This window comes from Desulfococcus multivorans (assembly GCF_001854245.1).
Lineage (GTDB): Bacteria > Desulfobacterota > Desulfobacteria > Desulfobacterales > Desulfococcaceae > Desulfococcus > Desulfococcus multivorans.
In genome coordinates, this window is sequence record NZ_CP015381.1 from 2,372,802 (window position 1) to 2,392,898 (window position 20,097).

Annotated in this window: 21 protein-coding genes and 1 tRNA gene; 9 read left to right on the plus strand and 13 right to left on the minus strand. The window is 55.6% G+C overall.

The features are described from left to right. Positions 1-4: 4 nt before the first annotated feature. From trpC to dmul_RS10395, 8 genes are all read right to left on the minus strand, one after another. Entirely contained in the window at positions 5-796 is a 792-nt protein-coding gene (gene trpC, locus dmul_RS10360; RefSeq protein ID WP_020878622.1) for an indole-3-glycerol phosphate synthase TrpC, read from the minus strand. After that, positions 796-1,812 carry an anthranilate phosphoribosyltransferase gene (gene trpD, locus dmul_RS10365; RefSeq protein ID WP_020878623.1) on the minus strand — a complete coding sequence of 339 codons (1,017 nt, stop codon included), beginning with the start codon at positions 1,810-1,812 and terminating at the stop codon, positions 796-798. Before trpD ends, trpC begins: the two co-directional genes overlap by 1 nt. Positions 1,813-1,889: 77 nt before the next feature. Then, the gene (locus tag dmul_RS10370) at positions 1,890-2,477 is read right to left on the minus strand and encodes an anthranilate synthase component II (protein WP_020878624.1); all 588 of its coding nucleotides are present in this window, start codon (positions 2,475-2,477) and stop codon (positions 1,890-1,892) included. Positions 2,478-2,504: 27 nt separating this feature from the next. Next, the gene (locus dmul_RS10375) at positions 2,505-3,989 is read right to left on the minus strand and encodes an anthranilate synthase component I family protein (protein WP_020878625.1); all 1,485 of its coding nucleotides are present in this window, start codon (positions 3,987-3,989) and stop codon (positions 2,505-2,507) included. A 283-nt stretch (positions 3,990-4,272) separates the two neighbouring features. Beyond that, complete coding sequence (locus tag dmul_RS10380) at positions 4,273-4,980, minus strand: methylenetetrahydrofolate reductase C-terminal domain-containing protein (RefSeq protein ID WP_020878626.1); 708 nt, start codon at positions 4,978-4,980, stop codon at positions 4,273-4,275. Between the two features lie 30 nt (positions 4,981-5,010). Next, positions 5,011-5,424, minus strand: coding sequence for a cytochrome c3 family protein (locus dmul_RS10385; protein ID WP_020878627.1), 414 nt, complete (start codon positions 5,422-5,424; stop codon positions 5,011-5,013). A 36-nt stretch (positions 5,425-5,460) separates the two neighbouring features. Continuing rightward, the gene (locus tag dmul_RS10390; RefSeq protein WP_020878628.1) at positions 5,461-5,844 is read right to left on the minus strand and encodes a 4Fe-4S dicluster domain-containing protein; all 384 of its coding nucleotides are present in this window, start codon (positions 5,842-5,844) and stop codon (positions 5,461-5,463) included. A gap of 21 nt (positions 5,845-5,865) precedes the next feature. Continuing rightward, positions 5,866-6,576: a hypothetical protein gene (locus tag dmul_RS10395; protein WP_020878629.1), complete on the minus strand. Its 711-nt coding sequence runs from the start codon at positions 6,574-6,576 to the stop codon at positions 5,866-5,868. Positions 6,577-7,219: 643 nt separating this feature from the next. Between dmul_RS10395 and dmul_RS10400 the strand changes: the two genes are divergently transcribed. The 4 genes from dmul_RS10400 to dmul_RS10415 all read left to right on the plus strand — a co-directional run bounded on the left by dmul_RS10400 (position 7,220) and on the right by dmul_RS10415 (position 11,819). Then, positions 7,220-7,573 carry a hypothetical protein gene (locus dmul_RS10400; RefSeq protein ID WP_020878611.1) on the plus strand — a complete coding sequence of 118 codons (354 nt, stop codon included), beginning with the start codon at positions 7,220-7,222 and terminating at the stop codon, positions 7,571-7,573. Between the two features lie 220 nt (positions 7,574-7,793). Then, positions 7,794-8,321, plus strand: coding sequence for a TRAP transporter small permease subunit (locus dmul_RS10405; RefSeq protein WP_020878610.1), 528 nt, complete (start codon positions 7,794-7,796; stop codon positions 8,319-8,321). Between the two features lie 278 nt (positions 8,322-8,599). Beyond that, positions 8,600-11,191: a leucine--tRNA ligase gene (gene leuS / locus dmul_RS10410; RefSeq protein WP_020878609.1), complete on the plus strand. Its 2,592-nt coding sequence runs from the start codon at positions 8,600-8,602 to the stop codon at positions 11,189-11,191. A 97-nt stretch (positions 11,192-11,288) separates the two neighbouring features. Beyond that, the gene (locus tag dmul_RS10415) at positions 11,289-11,819 is read left to right on the plus strand and encodes an LptE family protein (RefSeq protein WP_020878608.1); all 531 of its coding nucleotides are present in this window, start codon (positions 11,289-11,291) and stop codon (positions 11,817-11,819) included. Between the two features lie 162 nt (positions 11,820-11,981). Here dmul_RS10415 and rpsT read toward each other — a convergent pair whose 3' ends face one another. After that, positions 11,982-12,248 (minus strand): 30S ribosomal protein S20, encoded by a 267-nt coding sequence (gene rpsT, locus dmul_RS10420; RefSeq protein WP_020878607.1) that lies wholly within the window; start codon positions 12,246-12,248, stop codon positions 11,982-11,984. 364 nt (positions 12,249-12,612) lie between these two features. Between rpsT and dmul_RS10425 the strand changes: the two genes are divergently transcribed. Together dmul_RS10425 and dmul_RS10430 are read left to right on the plus strand one after the other, a co-directional pair. Continuing rightward, positions 12,613-12,918 (plus strand): FtsB family cell division protein, encoded by a 306-nt coding sequence (locus tag dmul_RS10425; RefSeq protein WP_020878606.1) that lies wholly within the window; start codon positions 12,613-12,615, stop codon positions 12,916-12,918. Beyond that, complete coding sequence (locus dmul_RS10430; protein WP_020878605.1) at positions 12,911-14,320, plus strand: nucleotide sugar dehydrogenase; 1,410 nt, start codon at positions 12,911-12,913, stop codon at positions 14,318-14,320. The genes dmul_RS10425 and dmul_RS10430 overlap by 8 nt, the downstream gene beginning before the upstream one ends. Before the next feature lie 61 nt (positions 14,321-14,381). On the opposite strand, the gene dmul_RS20485 is transcribed toward dmul_RS10430, so the two are convergent. Then, the gene (locus dmul_RS20485; RefSeq protein ID WP_020878604.1) at positions 14,382-14,528 is read right to left on the minus strand and encodes a hypothetical protein; all 147 of its coding nucleotides are present in this window, start codon (positions 14,526-14,528) and stop codon (positions 14,382-14,384) included. A gap of 315 nt (positions 14,529-14,843) precedes the next feature. Here dmul_RS20485 and dmul_RS10435 point away from each other — a divergent pair, with 315 nt between their 5' ends. The 3 genes from dmul_RS10435 (at position 14,844) to dmul_RS10445 (ending at position 16,878) form a co-directional block, all read left to right on the plus strand. Beyond that, on the plus strand, positions 14,844-15,359 hold the full coding sequence (locus tag dmul_RS10435) for an NUDIX domain-containing protein (RefSeq protein ID WP_020878603.1): 516 nt from the start codon (positions 14,844-14,846) through the stop codon (positions 15,357-15,359). Between the two features lie 60 nt (positions 15,360-15,419). Next, positions 15,420-16,181 carry a Smr/MutS family protein gene (locus dmul_RS10440; RefSeq protein ID WP_020878602.1) on the plus strand — a complete coding sequence of 254 codons (762 nt, stop codon included), beginning with the start codon at positions 15,420-15,422 and terminating at the stop codon, positions 16,179-16,181. 64 nt (positions 16,182-16,245) lie between these two features. Further along, positions 16,246-16,878 (plus strand): LysE family translocator, encoded by a 633-nt coding sequence (locus tag dmul_RS10445; RefSeq protein ID WP_020878601.1) that lies wholly within the window; start codon positions 16,246-16,248, stop codon positions 16,876-16,878. Positions 16,879-16,930: 52 nt separating this feature from the next. Here dmul_RS10445 and dmul_RS10450 read toward each other — a convergent pair whose 3' ends face one another. The 3 genes from dmul_RS10450 to dmul_RS10460 form a co-directional block, all read right to left on the minus strand. Then, positions 16,931-18,880 carry an ATP-binding protein gene (locus dmul_RS10450; RefSeq protein ID WP_020878600.1) on the minus strand — a complete coding sequence of 650 codons (1,950 nt, stop codon included), beginning with the start codon at positions 18,878-18,880 and terminating at the stop codon, positions 16,931-16,933. Then, positions 18,870-19,643, minus strand: a complete 774-nt coding sequence (locus dmul_RS10455; protein ID WP_020878599.1) for a hypothetical protein — start codon at positions 19,641-19,643, stop codon at positions 18,870-18,872. Before dmul_RS10455 ends, dmul_RS10450 begins: the two co-directional genes overlap by 11 nt. A gap of 277 nt (positions 19,644-19,920) precedes the next feature. Next, a tRNA-Arg gene (locus tag dmul_RS10460) sits at positions 19,921-19,997 on the minus strand. Positions 19,998-20,097 lie beyond the last annotated feature (100 nt).

Below are 20,097 nucleotides of genomic sequence, written 5' to 3' on the forward strand. Positions count from 1 at the left end.
GACATCAGTATCCTTTCAGGGATCGAATAAACCGGGCAGGGTCCGCTGAGCGAACGATGCTTTCGCCGATGAGGAAGTTGAAGATACCGGCGGCTGTAAGGCGTTCGATATCCTTCCGATTCCGTATGCCGCTCTCCGCAACGGCCACCCTTGGCGGCCCAAGCATACCCCCCATGGCGGAGGCTCGCCCGACATCGGTGTCGAAGGTTTCAAGGTTCCGATTGTTGATGCCGATCAGCCGGGCGTCGGCCTCGACCGCGGTTTCAAGCTCCGATGTCGAATGGATCTCCACCAGGACGTCCATGCCGCTGTCCTTTGCCAAAGCCATATACTCCCGAAGCTGTTCGGGGCTCAGGATACGGACGATGAGCAGTATGGCGTCGGCACCCATAACCGCCGACTCGAAAATCTGGTAGGCATCGATGATGAAGTCCTTCCGCAACACCGGCAGACGGACGGCGGAACGCGCCTGGGCCAGATCCGCCGGACTCCCGTGGAAAAAGGACGCGTCGGTGAGGACGGACAGGGCATCGGCCCCTCCGTCCTCGTATTGACGTGCGTAGAGGGAAGGATCCAGCCGGGAACGGATGACGCCTTTGGAGGGAGAGGCCCGTTTGATCTCGGCAATGATATTGACACCCGAAGGTCCTGCCGAGGCCAGGACGTCGTAAAAGGGACGCCGTTTGCGCGGGGCTGCGGCGAGACGGCGGAGTTCCGTTTCGGGGAGACGCTCTCTCGCCCGGGAGACCTCGAGGCGTTTCTGTTCCACGATCCGGCTCAGAATGTCGGTCGTCATTATCCATTCTCCCGGGTATATTGAACAAGGGCATCCAACTTTCCAGCGGCCGCTCCGCTGTCGATGGCGGCTTCGGCCATGGCGATCCCGGATTTGAGATCCCCGGCTTTCCGGGCCACCGTGAGCGCTGCACCGGCGTTCAACACGACCACGTCCCTTTTCGCCCCCCGCTCCCCCGCGAGGACCCGTCGGAGGATCCCGGCGTTCTCTTCGGGGCCTCCGCCCAGCAACTCCTTTGGATCGGCGGTTCGACCAAAGAACTGCTCCGGTGTGATATCATAGGTCCGGATGAGACCCTCCCGGAGCTCGGAAATCCGCGTGGGGGCACACACGGAGATCTCGTCGAGCCCGTCGTGGCCGTGAACCACCATGGCCTGTTTCGTGCCCAGGAGCTTGAGGGCGCCCGCAAACATCTCCGTCAGCTCGGGGGCGTATACGCCGATGAGCTGGCAGTTGGCCCCTGCCGGGTTCGTGAGCGGCCCCAGCATGTTGAAGATGCTGCGGATGCCGACCTCTTTTCGGGCGGGGGCGGCGTATCGCATGGCGCTGTGATAAAGAGGCGCGAACAGGAACCCGATGCCGATCTCCCGGACCGCCTCCTCGACGATTTCAGGATCGGTATCCAGTTTGACGCCAAGGGATTCCAACACATCGGCGCTGCCGCACTTGCTGGTAACGGCGCGGTTCCCGTGCTTGGCTACGGTCACCCCGCATCCCGCCACCACGAAGGCCGAGGTTGTCGAGATGTTGAAGGTGTTCATGCCGTCTCCGCCGGTGCCGACCGGGTCTACCACCATGCCGCCCGATGTCTGGATCCGCACGGCTTTCCGCCGCATGGCGCCTGCAGCGCCGGCGACCTCCTCGAAGGTTTCGCCTTTGGTGGCCAATGCCGCCATGAACGCGCCGATCTGAGCGTCGGTGGCATTCCCCGACAAAATCTCGGTAATCATGAACGACATTTCCGACTCGTTCAGGTTTTCACGCTTGACAATTCTGTTCAGATACGTTCGAAACATGGTCTCCCTCCCGCTGATGATTGATAGTGACGATTTCACTGAAAGTCTGATACCTTCGCATCGCTGATCACTCGCCGCTAAGACCTGCCGGCGCCGTCGACCGAAAACCGCAGAAAATTTCTGAGCAGCCGCTTGCCCACGGGGGTCATGATCGATTCAGGGTGGAACTGAATACCTTCGGTCGGATGCTCCCGATGCCGGATCCCCATAATTTCGCCGTCCTCGGACTCGCAGGTGACGACGAGACAGTCGGGCAGGGTTTTTCGACAGACGGCGAGGGAATGGTAACGCATGGCCTGGAACGGCTGGTTGATGCCGTGGTAAAGCATTCTGCCGTCGGCCGTGATGGTCGATGTCTTGCCGTGCATCAGCCGCTTTGCCGGAACGATATTGCCGCCCATGGCCTCGGCGATGGACTGGTGCCCGAGGCAAACCCCGAGGATGGGAATCTTCCCCGACAGCGCACGGATGACGTCCATGGAAACCCCCGCTGTACCGGGGCGGCCCGGTCCGGGTGAAATCACGATCCCGGCGGGATTGAGCCGTTGAATTTCCGCCAATGTCACCTGGTCGTTCCGAAAAACCCGCACCGGCATTCCCAACCCTTCCAGGTACTGGACCAGATTATAGGTAAACGAGTCGTAATTATCGATCATAATCAGCATTGAACATCCCTCCGCATCGCTGTTGTCCTATGCACCGACGCCGTGCATCAACTGCAGGGCCCGTTGAATCGCCCCGGCCTTGTTTACGGTTTCAATCCGCTCTTTTTCCGGATCCGAGTCCGCCACGATCCCGGCCCCCGCTCTTACCGTCAATCGACCGTTCTGAACGCACGCCGTCCGGATCGTGATGGCCATGTCCATGTTCCCGTTGAACGAGACATAGCCGACGGCGCCGCCGTAGGGGCCCCGGGGCTCCCGTTCCAGTTCGGCGATAATTTCCATGGCGCGAACCTTGGGAGCGCCGGATAAGGTGCCGGCCGGAAATGTCACCCGAAGAAGATCCCACGCATCGAATTCGGGCTTGATGTCGCAGCAGATGTTGGAGACGAGATGCATGACGTGAGAATAGCGTTCCACCACCATCAGGTCCGTCACCTGGACCGATCCGACCTCGGCGACACGGCCCAGGTCGTTTCGGCCCAGATCCACAAGCATGAGATGCTCGGCCCGCTCTTTCTCATCCTGAAGCAGTTCATCTGCCAGTGCGCGGTCCTCCTGTTCGTTTTCGCCCCTGGGGCGCGTTCCGGCGATGGGTCTCAGGGACGCCACGCCGTTTTCGAGGCGGACCATGGTTTCAGGGGAGGAACCCACCAGCGCCGTATCGTCGAGATGGAGAAAATAGAGGTAGGGCGATGGGTTGATGAATCGCTGGGCACGGTAGAGGGTCCACAGGTCCGGGGGGTCGGTACAGGTGAACGGCTGGGAGATGACGGCCTGAATGATATCGCCGTCCCGGATATAGGCTTTGGTCTTTCTCACCATTTCCCTGTAGACGTCATCATCGAGTCTGGGCAGGAGATTGAAATCGGCGCCGTCGGCGACCCTCACCTCCGTCGATATACAGGATGCGGTCTCGGACAGGAGATCCTCCAGATCGGTCAGGGCACGGCGGTAGATCGCTTCCGAAGCGTCGGCATCCTCGATGAAGACGATCACGACGGCCATAAGGGTGTGTCGGATATTGTCGAAAATAATGAGTTTATCCGGAATGATAAAATGAGCGATGGGCTGATCGTCCGGAAGACGGTTGGGGATGTTTTCGAAAAACGACACCATCTCATACCCCAGATAGCCCACCATACCGCCCCAGAACCTGGGAAGCTCCGGAATCGGCGCGGGCCGATAGTGTTGCATCAATGCCCTTAGAACGACCATCGGCTCTCCGCCGTGAGCGATGGTTTCGGTTCGCCCTCCGGTTTCGACCGTTATGCTATCGGCGTAGACCCGGATTTCGGCCCGTGCGGAGGCGCTGAGAAAGCTGTAGCGACCCCATCGTTCTCCGCCCTCAACGCTTTCAAACAAAAAGGCGGGACCCTTTCCGGAGTAGATTTTTCTCAATAGAGAAACGGGCGTTTCCGTGTCGGCCAGAACCTCCGCACAAACGGGAATCACATTGTGTCGTTCCGCCAGCTGAAGGAAACTTGATTTTTGAGGAAATCGACTGATGAGCATGAAATGCGTCCTTTTTGAGGTAAAAAAAAGGGCCGTGGCTGTTTGTTCCCACGACCCTCAAATCAAAAGACCGTGGGCGTTTGGTGATGCCCACGGTCTGGTTGTTTTCTGATGCCTCGTCAAACTTATAGCGGTACCCAGGGCACACCGAATTGCATGTGCCGCCACCACCAGTTTGCGTTTTTCATCGTCATATTCTTATTCATAGTAAACAGATAATAATCCATTTTCCCAGCAGATGTCAAGCGTTTTGAGCAATCTTTTCAAGAGGCCCCGTTGACGGCTAATGAATTCGACTGAAAAAGCCGGTCTTCTTTTCTTTCTCGGCAAAACGCTCCTCGTATCCCAGCTGGACGAAAGTGCCGCGGATCGTGTTCTGCCATTCCATCGGCTCCTTGATCTTCATGATGTTCTCGAGTTGGCCGATTTCCTTGAGGCGCATATAGATATCGTACCACGCGCACGGGATATCCTTGCTGACCTCGCAGCTGGTGATGTTGGTCCCGCCGCAGGGGCCGTTGAAAAGCCCCTTGGCGCACCGCGTTACGGGACATATGCCCCCGGTGTAGCCGAGTACGCAGTTACCGCAGGCACGGCAACGTTCTTCGAAAATGCCGACCTCTTTATCCACCCCGATGAACATGGTGTTGATGGCGGGATAAACCGGTGTCTGAGGGAACCGTTCCGCCAGGTATTGGCAACCGGCGCCGCAAGCCATGGACATCATGGCGTCATATCGGGGAACGATCCGATCCAGTTCTGCCAGAAGATCCTGGTTGCACTGACGTTCGACGGTGTAGCCGTCGATCTGGATGTCGATACCGTCCTGCTTGAAAGAGGCGTTCAGCTGATCATTCAGGATAGCGACCTCCTTGAGGCCTCCGGCGTAGCAGACCGACACGCAGCCGCCGCAGCCGACATTCAAAACCTTTTTGTGGTTTTTGATCATACCCTTAATTTCATCAAAAGGTTTTCTTTTGCCCTTTACCATTATTTGCCTCCGCTATATAGAGTTGAGTGACTATCGTTGAATGATCAGTGCATCGAGATCACCCGACACGGTTTTCGGGTGGCAGGTTCCGCAGGTCCGAGGCCCGCTGACGTTGCCCTCTTTTTCGAGGGCCCGGTGGCACTGGATGCACTGTCGATGAAAGGCTTCCCGCCCATCGATGGCATTCGCGTCGGTGTGACAGGTTCGACATCGCATGGCCTCGCCGCCGTCCAACTCATCTTCCTCCAGGACATTGACGCCGTCGACGAATCTGTGATGACAGCGGTTGCAACCATCCACGACCTCCATATGCCTGTCATGGGGGAAATATGCGGCGGCGCGTGCATCCGAAGGCGCTTCAGGTGTCTTGACGACGCTGCCGATCCCCAGAAAAGATAGAACAACAAACCAAAGTACAAGTGCGCTGAGCAACATTCTGTCCATAATAATTATTCCTTATCGTCTTCCTTCACATGGGGATTAAGCTACCTTGGGTTGATCATATTCTCTGTAGACGCCCTGGGATCGACAGATGCTTCTGGCCCATGAAATCATGCTCGGAATACTGATGCCGATCGGGCAGTAGCATCGCGTGCACAGAACACACTTGTTCCAGACCAGATCCTTCATCTCTTCCAGTTCGGCACGAGTGACGTTCCCCTTTTTCCGGTACATCTTCCCCAAGGAATGAATCGCCTTGTAGGAAGGCATATAGCTGGGATCCTTGTCGTTATTGACGTAAAGAAAACAGCTTTCAGCGCACATGCCGCAGCTGGCGCATACCGATACCAGAATCTCCATGTTCTTCTTCTGCTTCAGCATTTCCCGGATGACATCTTGATTTACCGGTTTTACTGGATCCATAATTTTCCTCCGTCCTGTATTTTATGTGGTTTCCACCCATTTTCGGGTACCGTTTCCCAATGTCAGCTCGTTTCTGATCAGAAACCGGGCAAAGAAGAAGAACGGCATGTGGATCAATTTGGTGAAGGGGATGGCGATCAGCATCAATTCTCCGGCAATGATATGAGCCAAGAGAAGGACATCGTAGTTGAAGGTTTGATGATAAGCCAGGTAACCGGAGAGGAACGGTGCGACCGTCACCAGCCAGGCAATCCAGTCCCGATAGGTGGTGACCGACCTCACCTTGGCGACCAGAATCCTGCGCAGAAAAAAGATGCCTGCCAGAACAAGGAAAAGCAGGGTCAGATTGTCAACGGTGGACTCGGACAGGGTGGGGAAGTTGATGCCGAAATAGTCGTCCAGAAGAATATTGTGGCCGACAGTGACAATGGGCAAAACGATGAGCAATGTGTGGAAAACGATGGTCACGGCAGAAAAGACAGGGGATTTTCCCAGCATCGTTCGCTTGAGACGAAGGCGCCATTTCAAGAGCATGTCCATTGCCGAATCAATGCGAAGAAATTCATCCTTTTCACGTTTTTCAACAGCTTCCGCGATCGTTTTCGGCAGGGCCGACGGGTCGATCGGAACCTCCCGGCTCAGGGAGAAAAACTGGCGAACACGGTACACGACTCCTCCCAGAAACACGACGAGCGTTACCGCCAACATGGGCCCTATCAGAAAATCATACATAATTTCCTCCAGACAAAAGCAACATCGTTAAAGAATTTCCTTCATCCCCACAGGGATGATCCGCCGCTGTGAAGTATATCCCAAATCATTAACACCATTCGATCCGGCCGAACGTCGGATGCGATTCAACCTGTTTCATCCAGGGCGAATCCAGTCGCCGGGCTTCGGACAAAAGCCTCGACAAAAGCCTCGATAGACCCGCGCATCGTAAGATGTGACGGTTATCATATAATGTTTTGATCTGCAATATGTTTTAAAAGGATTTTATCGGATATGAAGGAGATGGGTCCGCACTTTATTTTCGCGATATCGTGTTTATTTTAGAGTTTAACTTTCGTGATCACCGGATGTTGAATCAAAAACTGCATGACTCAACTTTCGACTTTCATAGGCCGGTGCCGGGAGGATACGGCCCGCGCCCCACGCGGTTTCGTTCAAGTGCCGCTAAAGCTTGCTCCGGGCGGCCCGGAAACTCGCTGCGCTCAAACAGTCCGGGCCGCTGACCCTCCGCGGCGCTTAAGCGGCACTAAAACTCACCGCTGAAGGGGCGCGGACCATATCCTCCCGGCACCTCTTTCCGGTTACCATCATGAAAGTCGAAAGTGAATGCATGACATGAACAGCAGACACCAGGAGGGATACGATGATGTTTCAACCTGTAAATCATGAGCTCAACCGCTTCGATTTTCCAACAGACGTCGAAGCGGTGGTCGAATTGTTGCTGCAGGATCTTTCCTTACGGGACAAGGTGATCATGGCCCACCTGTCGGAGTCCGAATTGGGTCCTGTTTACGTCGGCATGGCCGAGACGATCCGGAAGGAATTTCAGCTGAACGGCGGGGGAAACCCGGCATTGCTGTCGTCCTGCAGGCGGTATATGAGGGAGATGAACTATCCACTCATGGATCCGGCCATGGTCATTGTCCGGGAAATATGGAAAAAAGTCAGACGGACCCACCGTCTTCGGGTGATTGAGCGACACCACGCCCGCAAATGACCCATTTTATCGCCCGTTCAACGAGGCTTCGGTGTGCCGAAGTCCGATCATTACGTCACCTTCGACGGACGGTCATACCATCCTGCGCTCCCTGTGATTGCCCAAAAAAAACCTTGATTTTTTTGAACCCGATACTATATTGTTCGCCGATTTGATCGGCTGTTGCCATTTCGTGTGACAGTAATAAAGATTGGTCCGATCACCGATAGGAGTTATGGAAATGCCTTTTGAGATTGTTAAGCAAAAAGGTTCCCGCTGGATCGATGCCTGTGCGTCAGCCGGAAACTGCGTGACCATGCTGTTCATGGTCATGATCATCACCCTGATTTCCGTAGAAATATTTATACGAACCGTATTCAAATTCTCGACATTCATCAGCGAAAAACCACTGATCTATTTTTTGATCGCCGTTGTCATGGCGGGTGCTGCCCAACTGCTCAAAAACGACGGTCGATCCCGACGTAAGGCCCGGTTCTCACACGGGGTTGTCAAGGTTCAAAGAACCTTTAGTCTGACCATCATTCTGGCCGCATTCGTGCTCTGTTCCTTCGCATTCTACCAGTCTCTCATCATGCTTCGCCACACATACAGCATGAACCCTGGCGTGAATCACATTTCCGGTGCGTCACTCTTCATTCCCCAGGCAGTGATCCCCGTGGGCTTCCTGCTTTTCGACCTTCAACTGATTGGAATTTTTTTCAGTAAAGTCGCCCTGCCGAAACGGATTCGATACCGGCAGAAACAATGAGGACGTCGCCGTCTTTCTGATCCGACACGGGAAAGGGCGCTCTCCGGCAGACATCAGCGGGGGGCGCACGCTCCCGGAGAACAGCACCTTCCAGCCGTCTCGGTCTTGCTATTTTCCCCACATTATGCCATGGGAAGGACGCATTGGGAACATGTTGTCAAACGGTTAGGCCGTCGATGCGGGAACCCTTTGAAAAGGAGCGGCCGTTATCAAGGTACGTGACGCGACCACGGCCCGGAACCCCCTGATCGTCATGTGATAGGAGGAAAAACGTTACAATGGATGAGCGATACACCCCCAGGACCATCGAAGCCAAATGGCAGAAATATTGGGAGACGTCAGGGGTCTTCAAGGTCAGCGAGACGCCCGGCAAGCCGAAGTATTACCTTTTGGAAATGTTTCCCTACCCTTCGGGAAAAATCCACATGGGTCATGTTCGCAACTACACCATCGGTGACGTTGTGGGGCGATACAAGCGGATGCGCGGGTTTAACGTGCTGCATCCCATGGGGTGGGACGCCTTCGGCATGCCCGCGGAAAACGCCGCGATTTCCAACGACACTCACCCGGCCGCGTGGACCTACGACAATATCGACGCCATGCGAAAGCAGCTGAAACAGCTCGGTTTTTCCTATGACTGGGATCGTGAAATCGCAACATGTCGGCCGGAATACTACCGATGGGAACAGTGGCTCTTCATCAAAATGTATGAAAAAGGGATGGCCTACCGGAAGGAATCCTTCGTCAACTGGTGCGAACCCTGCCAGACCGTTCTCGCCAACGAACAGGTCGAGGCCGGTATGTGCTGGCGCTGCGGCAAACCCGTTCGACAGAAAAAGCTCTGGCAGTGGTTTTTCAGGATCACCGACTACGCCGAAGATCTACTGGTGCATTGCGATGCATTGCCCGGGTGGCCCGACAAGGTGACCACCATGCAGAAAAACTGGATCGGAAAAAGCGTTGGGGCGGAAATCCGGTTTCCCATCGAAGACTCAGCCGAATCCGTTTCGGTCTTCACGACGCGTCAGGATACCGTTTTCGGAGCGACCTTCATGTGCCTCGCCCCCGAACACCCCCTGGTTGTGGAGCTGTCACGGGGAAAGCCTGAAGCGGACGCGATCGATGCCTTTGTCGATAAGACGGCGCTTCAGGATCGTTCGGCCAGGGCAGTGGAATCCTATGAGAAGGAGGGTGTTTTCACGGGAGCCTACTGCATCAACCCCTTGACCGGCCGGAAAATGCCCATCTACGCCGCCAATTTCGCATTGATGGAATACGGCACCGGCGCCGTCATGTCTGTCCCGGCCCATGATCAACGGGATTTTGAGTTTGCCCGGAAATACGGTCTCGACATCATCGTCGTCGTGAGCCCGGAGGACCGGGAACTGGATCCCGCTACAATGACCGAAGCCTATGCCGGGGAAGGGGAGATGGTCAATTCGGGCATTTTCAACGGCATGTCCAATCGTCAGGCACTGGATGAAGTGGCGGCCTACCTGGAACGTGAGGGCCTCGGAAAAAAAACCGTCAGCTTCCGGCTCAGGGATTGGGGAATATCCCGGCAACGCTATTGGGGAACGCCCATACCCATGATTCATTGCCCCACCTGCGGCATTCTGCCGGTACCCGAAGCGGATCTGCCCATCATTCTCCCCGAGGACGCATCCCTGCTCGACGGCGGAAGGTCGCCTTTGCCGACGCTGCCTGAATTCGCCCGGGTCGTCTGCCCCGCCTGCGGCAATACCTCAGCCCGACGCGAGACCGATACCATGGATACCTTTGTGGAATCCTCCTGGTATTTCGATCGTTACTGCAGTCCGCGTTATGAAGAGGGGATGTTCGACAGAAAAGCCGTCGACTACTGGATGCCGGTGGATCAATATATCGGCGGCGTAGAACACGCTATTCTTCACCTTCTCTACTCCCGATATTTCACGCGGGTTCTCAATGATCTCGGACTGATCGATTGCAGGGAACCCTTTACCCGGCTGCTGACCCAGGGGATGGTCTGCAAGGAGAGCACCTCCTGTCCGGAGCACGGGTATCTGTTTCCCGATCAGGTCACCTGGGAAGCCGACGGCCCGAGATGCAAACTGTGCAACGGATCGGTCACCGTCGGTCGCGTGGAGAAGATGTCCAAATCCAAGAAAAACGTCATCGATCCGGGAACGCTCATGGACCAATACGGCGCCGACACGACCCGTCTTTTCTGTCTGTTTGCCGCCCCACCCGAACGGGATCTGGAGTGGAACGACCAGGGCGTCGAAGGGGGACTTCGCTTTCTGAACCGGGTTTGGCGCCTGGTGCTCGATTGGAACCCCCTTATCGACGGCATCCCCCCCTATGAGGGCACACCGGAAGACCTCGACGAAGAACTCCGCGACATCTATCGGAAAATTCATGAAACGATCAGGAAGGTGACCAACGACATCGAAGACCGCTTTCACTTCAACACCGCCATCAGCGCCGTGATGGAACTGGTGAATGCCATGTACGCCGTCGAAAGGGAGGGGGCCTCTCCCCGGAAAGCGGCGGTGATGCGATTGGGGATCGAATCCGCAGTCCTGCTCCTCTCACCGATGGTACCCCATTTCGCGGAGGAAATATGGGAGAGTCTCGGTCATCAACCCTCGGTTCTGCAGGCACCGTGGCCGTCCTACCGGAAAAACGCTCTCGTCAGGAACGAGATACTCATCGTTATTCAGGTCAACGGAAAACTGAGGGGCAAGTTCAGTGTCGACCCCGAAGCCGACGACGATGCGATCAAGTCCATGGCCCTTGCCGATGAACGGGTCCGGAGGTTCATCGAAGGACGCCCGGTTCGAAAAGTCATTCTGGTCCGGAACAAACTGGTCAATATCGTCGTGTAACCTTGACGGGTTGCGGAACCGGTCAGGGCTGTTCACGTTTTGAAAACGTTGTCCGGAAGCGGACTGTCGGGATAATTAGCCCCTTGGAAGGAGACCCATGTTCAACCGTCGTTCGGGACATCGCCGGTCATTGCCGATCTGGATGCTCGCCGCCGTTGTTCTGTCGATGACCGCCTGCGGTTATCGCTTCTCCGCCGGCGAAAAGCTGGGAGAAAACATCTCGACGGTTTCGGTCAAGATGCTTGAAAACCGGACCGCTGAAACGGGGGTTGAACACATCTTCACCAACGATCTGATCTTCGAATTCACAAAAAACGGGAACACCGTGGTGGAGAGCGACGATGCGGACGCCGTCCTGAGCGGAACCATTGTCGCCATGCCTGTGGCGACCGTCGCCTATCGCGGTCAAATCACGTCCGTCGAGCGGCGCATTACCGCCGTTGTCAGTCTGAGTCTTTCAGATCGGAACGGAGAGATCATCTGGTCGGCAAACGGAATATCCGAAAGTGAAACCTACGGGATTCTGACGGAAAAAATCGCCACCGACTACAACAAACGCGAGGCCATCAGGGCGCTGTCGCAACGGCTTGCCGAGGCGGTCTACAGCCGTATAACAGACAAATTCTGACGTCACCCACCGGTCTCGTGAATAGGGGAGGAGAGGGCAGCTTCAAAAAAAAAGCACGAAAGACGGCCTTTCCCTCGGGTATCGCCGGTCGTTTCGTGCCTTTTGAGAACGGATGTCTGCGCCGGTTCAAAACCGGCGGGAAACCCGACCCCCAATGCCGCGTCAAAGAGAAACGGTATTAACCAGTTTGGCCAGACGGGATATCTTTCGTGCGGCAGTATTCCGGTGAATAACACCCTTTTTGGCGGCCTTGGCGATCACCGATTTGGCTTGATTCAGATGCTCGACTGCCGCATCCTTGCTGTTTTCATTTGCCGCGCTCCGAACCTGTTTCACGGCATTCTTCATTCGCGTTCTGACGATACGGTTCCGTTCCCGCCGCAGCACGTTCTGGCGTGCCCGCTTCAAAGCTGATTTGTGGTTTGCCAAGATTGAGACTCCTTTCATTGGTAAATTATTTACGATAAACTCTTCTAACTACACAGGTTCTTGGGATTCTGTCAAGATAAAAGTGCATCCGGCCTGATTTGCCTGAATCTTTATTCTCCGTTTTCCGGACAGAACGCCGATCATCGTCGAAAGGACGGACGAGCTCGTGTTGTCCGGTTATTTTTCCCTTGCCACATTTTAAGTTATGGGGTTATTTATAACCATTTCAACTTTCGACTTTCATGATGGAGACCGGATAGATACGGCCTATGACAGTCGAAAGTTGAGTAACCATTTATCCAACGACGCTGCCGGAGCAGCGCAGCAACGGGCTCGCAGTCCCCACAGCAAGGAGACGACTGAATTGTTCAAGAGAACGCTGACAATCTACCTCCCGATCCTGATCGTTTCCGCCATGTTTTTGATGATCATTTTTGGGGGCAAAGGACTGATGGACCTCAAGACCATGCGGCTGAACAAGGAGCGCATCATCCAGAGAAACGAAGCGCTGGTCGAGAAGAATCTGTCCCTTCACCAAACCGTCGTCCGGCTCAAAGACGACCCCGTATTCATCGAACACGTCGCCCGGGAGGATCTGGGACTGATCAAGTCGGACGAAATCATCATGAAACTGGAACGACAAGCGGTTAAAGGAACACCACATGACTGAAAAAACGCGTCAAATGAAAATTCTCTGCATCGGAGCGGGGTATGTCGGAGGGCCGACAATGGCGGTGATCGCATCCCAGTGTCCGGACATCAAGGTCACGGTCGTCGATATCAATCCGGAACGGATCGCTCGTTGGAATTCGGAGCGCCTTCCCATTTACGAACCGGGTCTGGACGAGGTCGTTCGGTCGGCGAGGGGAAGAAACCTTTTTTTCAGCACGGATATCGAAGCCGGAATCCGGGAATCCGATATGATTTTCGTCAGCGTGAACACCCCGACAAAAATGTTTGGAACAGGCGCCGGAATGGCCGCGGATCTGCAATACTGGGAAAAAACCGCACGTCAGATCAGGGAGTGTTCCAACACACCGAAAATCATCGTCGAAAAAAGCACCCTCCCCGTGAAGACCGCTCAGGCCATGAAGCGAATTTTCGATGCCGGAAATCACAAGACGCGTTTTACGGTCCTCTCCAATCCGGAGTTCCTTGCCGAAGGCACCGCCGTCAATGATCTGAAGCATCCGGATCGGGTATTGATCGGGTCCGACACCTCTCCCGCGGGGATCCGCGCCAGGGAAAGCCTGGTAGATATCTATGCCAGATGGGTCGATCGGGATCGCATCCTTACCACCAATATCTGGAGCAGCGAACTCTCCAAGTTGGTCGCCAACGCCTTTCTCGCCCAGAGAATTTCATCCGTCAACGCCATTTCGGCGCTATGCGAGAAAACCGATGCCGATATTGCCGAGGTGACGCGGGCAGTCGGTATGGACAGCCGTCTGGGAAGCAAGTTCCTCAACGCCAGTGTCGGCTTCGGCGGCTCATGCTTCAAGAAAGACATCCTCAATCTGGTGTATCTTTGCCGATATTACGGTTTGAACGAGGTGGCGGATTACTGGGAGGGCGTCATACGCATCAACGAATACCAGAAGGAACGTTTTGTTGTCAATATGCTGGGAAACATGTTCCACACCCTTAGCGGAAAGCGCATCTGTCTTCTGGGTTTTGCCTTCAAGGCTCACACCGGCGATACCCGGGAGAGCCCCGGCATCTATATCGCAAAGCGGCTCATGGAGGAGCGGGCAAAGCTCGTCGTCACGGATCCGGAGGCACTGGAAAATGCGCGTTTCGAGCTTCAAGGCGTCGAGGGGGATGTCTGCTATACCGAGGATCCCTATGCGGCGACTGACGGTTGCGATGCCGTCGCGCTGATGACCGAGTGGCCTCAATACGCCGCTTTGGACTTCGACAGAATCTTTCGATCCATGGCGCAACCCGCCTTCATCTTCGATGGCAGGAACATCCTGGATCACGCGAAACTCTACACCATCGGGTTTAACGTGTTCCCTATCGGGAAACCGGCCCTGACCCATTTCCACGACGAACCGTCGATAGGCGGATAAACCGTCTTCCGGAGCAAGCCGACGGAACCGACATGGCGGGGCGGCGCCGGATTTTCCGTCCTCAAGCCATGTCCATCCGCTCCTCCAGTTTCCGGATCTCCTCTGAAATCCGTTGTTTTTCCTCGTCCGTCAACCCTTCCTCGACAAGCCGGCGGCGAAGGGCCAGGAGCGTCATCTCCTCGCGGTATTCCGAACAGGTGTATTTCATGAAATCCTTCCTCTTTCGATCGATAAGACGCCGGCACCGTCGAAGATGCCTGAGCAACGCGGCATACACAGGCCTTTTTCCGGAACGGCCTCAAAATCGACGGGTTGCGACAACATCTTCCGCACGACCCCGAACCGGGTGATCCGCGCCGCCGGGTCTCGCCTCATGTCGGCGTCATGCCTATACCCAATTCTTCCGGTATCCGTCAAGGGCTTCACCGCCGCCTTTGATCGTTGTCATCACTTCCGAAGCATGCTAAAAACGAACAATCAACCGAAGAGGGAAGGCTGCGCCTCGCGCGTCAACAGGAGCGAGATGAAAGGATGGACCGTTATGAGCCGTCAATATCGAAATCCGCTGGTTACCGTCGACATCATCATCGAGATGCCCGCATCCCCGAAGGGAGATGCAGTCAAAGGGCAGGAGCCCGGGATTCTCCTCATCGAAAGGCGAAATCCGCCCCGTGGATGGGCCCTGCCCGGTGGGTTTGTCGATTACGGAGAGTCCCTTGAAACCGCGGCGGTGCGCGAGGCCATGGAAGAGACATCTCTTGAAGTCACGCTCCTGGAGCAGTTCCATACCTATTCGGCCCCCGATCGGGACCCCAGGCATCACACCGTGACAACGGTCTACATCGGCCGCGCTTCCGGCATTCCCAAAGCTATGGATGATGCAAGAAATCTGCAAGTGTTCAGAAAGCACGAACTTCCCGCCGATATCGTCTTCGACCATGCCCGCATCATCCGGGATTATTACGATTACAGGGCGTTCGGGAAAAAACCGGATTCCCGGGTTCCTGCGGCGGAATCAGTGGAACCATCATGTTCTTAATGTAATTTCGGCGACGGTTTGGCATGCCGGCGCCGGCTGGATTTCATGGGAAAGATCGCCATGAAACGACATCGGACAAAAAACGATTGTTCAGAGGGTACGTTCCGACCGTTTGAAAATCTGCGGGATCTCCTCGACGGACGATCGCAGAACATTCGGTCCCTGGATTCACACCGCAGCGGCCCCGACAAGACCGACGGCTGTTCGAAAGGGGAAAATCCTCAAACAGAGCAGGAACTGTTCGCGGATGCCATGGCGGACGTCACACCCATCACCGGGACGCGGCGTCATGCCGCGAAACACCGGCATACCGGTAACAGATACCCAAAAACCTCCTGTGAACAGAAGACCCTTGAGATTCTGAAGCAGCTGGTGGATTTCGGGCACGGCTTCGAGGTTTCCCATACGCCGGAATATATGGAAGGAAGAGGGTACCGCGTGAGCCGCGAGGTAACGCGAAGGCTTTACAACGGCGATTTTGCCGTCCAGGACCATATCGACCTTCACGGCTTCAATGTCGCCGCGGCCAGGGATGCGTTCATGACGTTCATGGAAAAGGCCGTCACTGACGGCAAACGAGCGGTGCTCATCGTGCACGGCAGAGGGCTTTCATCACCGGTTGGACCGGTCCTCAAGCGCAAGGTTTACGGATGGCTGACCCGCGGCCCCATTCGAAAATGGGTCCTGGCATTCACCAGTGCACGGTCCTGTGACGGCGGCGCGGGCGCCACCTATGTTCTGCTTCGCCTCAGGCCGGTTACGAAGCGATTCAGAAAAAACAGGGACCTTCAGCTCAAGCGTACCGGGAGCCTGTGCCGATAAGGAACGAACGGGCTTACCGGGTGCATGGAAAGATCCTAACCGCCCGACGGGAGAAGATTGCCGTATGCTCATCACGTTTACGGGGGCGATGGCTTCAGCGGCGCTGCTGGGTTTGAGCGCGGGGCTTTCGCCGGGACCGCTGCTCACGCTGGTCATCACCGAAACGCTCAGGAAGGATTCACGGGAGGGCATCAAGGTGGCCCTTTCTCCGCTGCTCACCGACGTCCCGATCATCGTCGTCACGGTGCTGGTGCTCTCCCGGTTGACGGATCACATGCGGTTGATCGGCGTCATTTCCCTCCTGGGCGGCTTTTTCACGGCCTATCTCGGCTATGAAAGCCTCATGTTCAAGGGAGCGGATCCGGCAGTTCAGGCCGCCGTTCCGTCACGATCGCTTCGGCGGGGGGTCGTCGCGAACCTCCTGAACCCCAGCCCTTACCTCTTCTGGCTCTCCATCGGCGCACCTCTGATCCTGGACACATGGCGGGTCGCTCCGGCCGCGGCCGTCGCATTTCTCCTCGTTTTTTATGGACTCCTGGTGGGCGCCAAGATTTTCATCGCCGTGGCCGTTGGGAAATCCCGACATTTCCTGAACAGCGGACATTATGTTCTGGCGATCCGCTGTCTGGGCCTTGCACTGCTGATTTTCGCCGGATATTTTTTCAGGAACGCCTGGGCTCAGTTGGCGGGTGCGTGAACCCATCCTGTCTTACGCGTCAACCTTCGGCTCCCGGACACCGACAGTCGCGTTAAACGCCTTGTGCCGGAGAGGTTATCCTGAGCTGCTCACCGATCTTCCAGAACCCTGAAAAGGTCTGCTCGTGGACCGACGTCTTGATAAAGCTGCTCAATTCATCGACGGTTACGGCGCGGCTTTGATGTTCCGCGTCGTTTATCGTCACCTCGCCGTCCTTCACCGCATAGTTGAGCAGCGCAAGGGTGTACCACCGGGCCGCCTGCATCTGATCCAGAAGAAGGACATTCCCGCCAAGACGATGAAAATGCAGGAACATCTCATTGGTGGATGCCCATTGGGGGGGAGGGGGGATCTCGCAGCGCCGATCCCGGATGTAAAAGGCCCGATTTGAGGGATCGTTTTCCAGAAAATCGATGCCCCGCTTCAGGCCGGCCCGAACGGATGGGCTGTTATGCTCTACATCGATGATGAAAACGGCCTCAAAAAGCGCGCCGTCATCGGGTTGGACGGCGGCCCTCAGATCGATGAACTTGTCCTGCGGGGAATGCAGGGAAACGATTCTGAATCCGCTCGATTCGGGTCGCTCGCTCAAATAAAGCTCGAGAGCCCGGCGCAGTCGGCTCCGATCCGGAGGATATCGGTCGAAATCGGCAACAATGGCACGGAAAGAGGCGTCGAAGGCCTTTTGTAATTGCTCCAGAGGCGTAACAACGCCCTGTGGGTCCTTTTCAGGATAAAGAATGGCGCGAAGACGCTGGTTGGCGATCATGATGACCTGTCTGGGACTGTGGAGGCGGCTTTTGAAAATCCGGACCAACTCGGCCCGGTCAAAAGGAAACAGATCACCGGACGCGCTTTCACCGAGAACGGTGTCGAGACGGCTGCCGATGATCTCAAGGGCCTGGTCGGCATTGCACCCCTTGAGATTGAATTCATTGGTCTCCAGGCGGGTGATGATCTGCTGGTTGAGTTGCTTTCTGAATTTCTCCTCCCACTGGGCGCCTCGAACGAAAACAATCGGAAGTATGGCCTTAGCGGAATCCACCAGATACTCGATCATTTTTCCCAGGGAACGTACCTTGGCCTCGGTGTCGTAGTTTTCAAGCCGATCAAAGCAGACCACCAGGGGACGCCCGTATCGGGTCAGCAGCATGCCGAGGTACCCCAGCATGTTCTGGGCCCGTTGCTCCATCATGGCCGGTGTCTCCTGAACGGGTATCGGAACGCCGAGCAGGGCCGCATCCGAGGGGTCGATGGAAATGCCCTTGAGCCACTCGATGGCCGCGCTCCTTTTTTCACGAATGGGAAATTGAAAGAGCACCTTTAAAAAAGTCTTTGGAATATCCGGAAACCGCTCGCGGGCGTAATCGACGGGATCCGCATGTCGGGGGCCTCTGCCGCGAACCGCTTCATCGTCATCCGCCGCCAGATAAGCAACGGCGGTCTTCACCAGGCGGCGGAGGTCCGCCAGGAGGGGTCGAGGCGTTTTCCGTCTCTGGGCGACCTGCTTCAGCCCTTCCTTGAAATCCATCAACAAGCGCTCCTTCGGCGTCGGTTCACGCCTCGCCGCCGGCGGCGGCGCTCCGACATCATCCAGGATCTTTTCGACGATCAGATCCATCTGGGTCGCCCTGCCGCTGCCGGCAAGAGGATAGCATAGGTTGATGATGACCTCCCTGAGCAGATAGCGATAGGTCTGATCGGCATCCTCGATGGGCTGCATATAGGCGTATGAAAAGAGATGCTGTTCGGACCTGCCGTAATCGAGGATGCGGCTGACGAGGTGGGTCTTGCCGCTTCCCGTTTCGCCGAAAACCATTCCGGCACAGGGAAGATCGGGGGTTCGGATTTTCTGCTCGATGAGATTGACGAGGCCCATGAAAGCCGTCTCGTTGATTGAGGTGACGTCGGGATAGCGAGTTTTCATCGGGTCTCCGACACTCGAAGATACAAAAGGATTTTCCGTCCTCAGCATGTCGAGAATTTCCGGGTTATTTTTCATGGTCTTCTCCCCACCAGCTCAAGGTTATGTAAAGGGTGCCGCCCTCATCTACATAGGATTGCCGGATCTCGTTTTCCGACAACGTCGACGGATCTCCGCCGTGCAATTCGATCACATAGGCCGCCATGAGCTCTTTCAGCAGTCCATCAAATGTTTCATCCGTCCAGTTCAACGCCGCTCGAATGCGATGGATCCTTACAAATCCGCGTCCTTTTCCAATGCGGTCGTAGGCCTCCTTGAACAGGGTTTTGTGATCTCCGGCGTAAACCTTCCGAGGCATCGATGCCGGCTTCACGGGGCGAAGAATCGGCCGCCAGGCATCGTTGAAGGTACAGTGGACACGACCTGAGGCCGTCAGACGGTTGAGGGTTGCGATGTAGTCCCTTTTCAACAGCGGTAATCGATTCCCCAGCGCTTTGACCGACAGCCCCGGCTCCCGCCCTAATTTTTCAAGAATAAGCGCCTCATCCGACAACCAGATGCCGATGTATACGGCCTTCGGTCCTCTGTAAATCCGCAGACCACCGCCAAGGCGGTCCCCCCCCTCCCCGGCACATGCGCCGATTGCCCTTTTCAGGGTTCCCAGCACCTGGGCGCTTCCGGATCGTTTCCGGTTGAGTCCCAATCGTCGAAGTTCCCCGGAGGGAAGGCGGTTTCGGATCTGGTTGACGGTGAGATAGGGTTTTCCCGCTTTGGACAAAATATCGACAATCATCTGTTCCGTGCCGCATCGTCCACGGTCGGCATAATCATTTTCGCTCATGGTGGATGTCCTGGTTTCCGCAAGAGATTTTCCGCGACATCGATGGCCGATCTATGATCATCACATCGATATCGTGCAGCTGTTTTACGTCCCATCTAACAATTTTAAAAAAACCTGTAAAGACCAACTGTTCATGAGGATAAGACCGTTATAAAACAATATTTGCACAGAAAGAGCAAACATGTTAAAAGTTAAAGAATGAATTTGGTGCCTCAAAATTTTGTTGACGCGCAAAAGAAAAAGGGAGCGGGCATTCAATGCCGCTCCCCTAAATGTCTGGTACGCCCGGCAGGATTCGAACCTGCGACCTACGGATTAGAAGTCCGTTGCTCTATCCAGCTGAGCTACGGGCGCTGAAAAAATGAATCTGGCCTATAACATATGTAACCGATGATGTCCACAAAAAACCGCACCAGCGTGGTTTAAGGTTAACATTCTTTAATTCCTTGAAAAA

Excerpts from the sequence above, each read along its gene's own strand:
- trpC (WP_020878622.1), bottom strand. The coding sequence starts at position 796 with ATGACGACCGACATTCTGAGCCGGATCGTGGAACAGAAACGCCTCGAG.
- trpD (WP_020878623.1), bottom strand. The coding sequence starts at position 1,812 with ATGTTTCGAACGTATCTGAACAGAATTGTCAAGCGTGAAAACCTGAAC.
- dmul_RS10370 (WP_020878624.1), bottom strand. The coding sequence starts at position 2,477 with ATGCTGATTATGATCGATAATTACGACTCGTTTACCTATAATCTGGTC.
- dmul_RS10375 (WP_020878625.1), bottom strand. The coding sequence starts at position 3,989 with ATGCTCATCAGTCGATTTCCTCAAAAATCAAGTTTCCTTCAGCTGGCG.
- dmul_RS10380 (WP_020878626.1), bottom strand. The coding sequence starts at position 4,980 with ATGGTAAAGGGCAAAAGAAAACCTTTTGATGAAATTAAGGGTATGATC.
- dmul_RS10385 (WP_020878627.1), bottom strand. The coding sequence starts at position 5,424 with ATGGACAGAATGTTGCTCAGCGCACTTGTACTTTGGTTTGTTGTTCTA.
- dmul_RS10390 (WP_020878628.1), bottom strand. The coding sequence starts at position 5,844 with ATGGATCCAGTAAAACCGGTAAATCAAGATGTCATCCGGGAAATGCTG.
- dmul_RS10395 (WP_020878629.1), bottom strand. The coding sequence starts at position 6,576 with ATGTATGATTTTCTGATAGGGCCCATGTTGGCGGTAACGCTCGTCGTG.
- dmul_RS10400 (WP_020878611.1), top strand. The coding sequence starts at position 7,220 with ATGATGTTTCAACCTGTAAATCATGAGCTCAACCGCTTCGATTTTCCA.
- dmul_RS10405 (WP_020878610.1), top strand. The coding sequence starts at position 7,794 with ATGCCTTTTGAGATTGTTAAGCAAAAAGGTTCCCGCTGGATCGATGCC.
- leuS (WP_020878609.1), top strand. The coding sequence starts at position 8,600 with ATGGATGAGCGATACACCCCCAGGACCATCGAAGCCAAATGGCAGAAA.
- dmul_RS10415 (WP_020878608.1), top strand. The coding sequence starts at position 11,289 with ATGTTCAACCGTCGTTCGGGACATCGCCGGTCATTGCCGATCTGGATG.
- dmul_RS10430 (WP_020878605.1), top strand. The coding sequence starts at position 12,911 with ATGACTGAAAAAACGCGTCAAATGAAAATTCTCTGCATCGGAGCGGGG.
- dmul_RS20485 (WP_020878604.1), bottom strand. The coding sequence starts at position 14,528 with ATGAAATACACCTGTTCGGAATACCGCGAGGAGATGACGCTCCTGGCC.
- dmul_RS10435 (WP_020878603.1), top strand. The coding sequence starts at position 14,844 with ATGAAAGGATGGACCGTTATGAGCCGTCAATATCGAAATCCGCTGGTT.
- dmul_RS10440 (WP_020878602.1), top strand. The coding sequence starts at position 15,420 with ATGAAACGACATCGGACAAAAAACGATTGTTCAGAGGGTACGTTCCGA.
- dmul_RS10445 (WP_020878601.1), top strand. The coding sequence starts at position 16,246 with ATGCTCATCACGTTTACGGGGGCGATGGCTTCAGCGGCGCTGCTGGGT.
- dmul_RS10450 (WP_020878600.1), bottom strand. The coding sequence starts at position 18,880 with ATGAAAAATAACCCGGAAATTCTCGACATGCTGAGGACGGAAAATCCT.
- dmul_RS10455 (WP_020878599.1), bottom strand. The coding sequence starts at position 19,643 with ATGAGCGAAAATGATTATGCCGACCGTGGACGATGCGGCACGGAACAG.